Origin of the sequence: Methylobacterium sp. C25 (assembly GCF_021352225.1) — a bacterium.
Taxonomy (GTDB): Bacteria; Pseudomonadota; Alphaproteobacteria; order Rhizobiales; family Beijerinckiaceae; genus Methylobacterium.
In genome coordinates this window covers 1-1,142 of sequence record NZ_JAAUVI010000032.1, presented here as the reverse complement: position 1 = coordinate 1,142, position 1,142 = coordinate 1, and the positions used below count along the sequence as shown (strand labels likewise).

The window sequence follows — 1,142 nt, the reverse complement described above, 5'->3', positions numbered from 1 at the left end:
GCCCTGCGGCATCGTCTCGGTGCCCGGCGTCTATGGCGGTCCGGTGCCGATCAACATGGGCTCCGTCGTCCAGAAAGGTCTGACCATCAAGAGCGGTCAGACTCACGTGAAGCGCTACCTGGAGCCGCTCACCAAGCTCATCCAGGAAGGCAAGATCGATATGACCTCGATGATCACCCATCGCTCGACGAACCTCGCCGACGGGCCGGACCTCTACAATGCGTTCAAAGACAAGAAGGACGGCTGCGTGAAGGTCGTCTTCCATCCGAACTGAATCTGCTCAGCCGTCACCAATTTTTATTTTGATCAACTCCGCGAGGTCGAGCATGACCTATTTGCGATACACACCCGATATCGAGAAGCCCTCGGCCGACGAGCAGGAAACCATCGACCGCATCATCAAGGGCATGACCCAGCAATCCGAGACGGTCGAGGCGCGCGAGCACCATGCCGTGCGGGCGAGCCACGCCAAGAGTTCTGCCTGCGTCACCGGGGAATTGACGATTGCCGCCGGTCTGCCACCCGAACTGGCGGAGGGATTGTTTGCGACGCCTGGAACGCACCCCGTCGCGGTGCGGTTCGCGCAGGGTCCCGGCGAGACCCTCGGCGACCGCGTTTCCACCCACCGTGGCATGTCCATCAAGGTGTTCGACGTGCCCGGCGAGAAACTGCCCGGCCATGAGGTCAACACCCAGGATTTCGTGCTGGCGACGGGTACGACGTTCCCGTCCGGGACGGCGGCCGGCTTCCTGCGCGACGGCACTGTCATCGGCAAGTCGACGGGGCTGCCCGAGGGGGTCAAGAGCGCCGTCTCCTCGACGATGCGCAACCTCAACAAGGTGCTGCATGCCTTCGGGACGGAAAGCGCGCTCGCCGACTTCTTCGGCCACCCCTACAGCCATCCTCTGGCCGACAGCTACTTCAGCCAGGCTCCGGTGCGTTACGGCGACTATGTGGCCAAGCTCGGCGTGGTGCCGGTCGCGCAGGCGCAGCTCGCCCTAGCCGATTGGCGCTTGGATCCCCATGAAGACGAGAATGGCTTCCGGCATGCCACAGCCGCCTTCTTCCAGGAGAACGAGGTGGTCTACGAGCTGAAGGCGCAGCTCTGGGCAGATGCGGAGAAGCAGCTCATCGAGGATGCG

At 63.1% G+C, this 1,142-nt stretch carries 1 protein-coding gene and 1 pseudogene; both read left to right on the top strand.

The features are described from left to right. Positions 1-274, top strand: a pseudogene (locus tag HCU64_RS25145) (glutathione-dependent formaldehyde dehydrogenase); the annotation flags it as partial. A 52-nt stretch (positions 275-326) separates the two neighbouring features. After that, positions 327-1,142, top strand: an 816-nt coding sequence (locus tag HCU64_RS25140; RefSeq protein ID WP_233387222.1) for a catalase family protein, incomplete at its 3' end; no start/stop codon positions are given.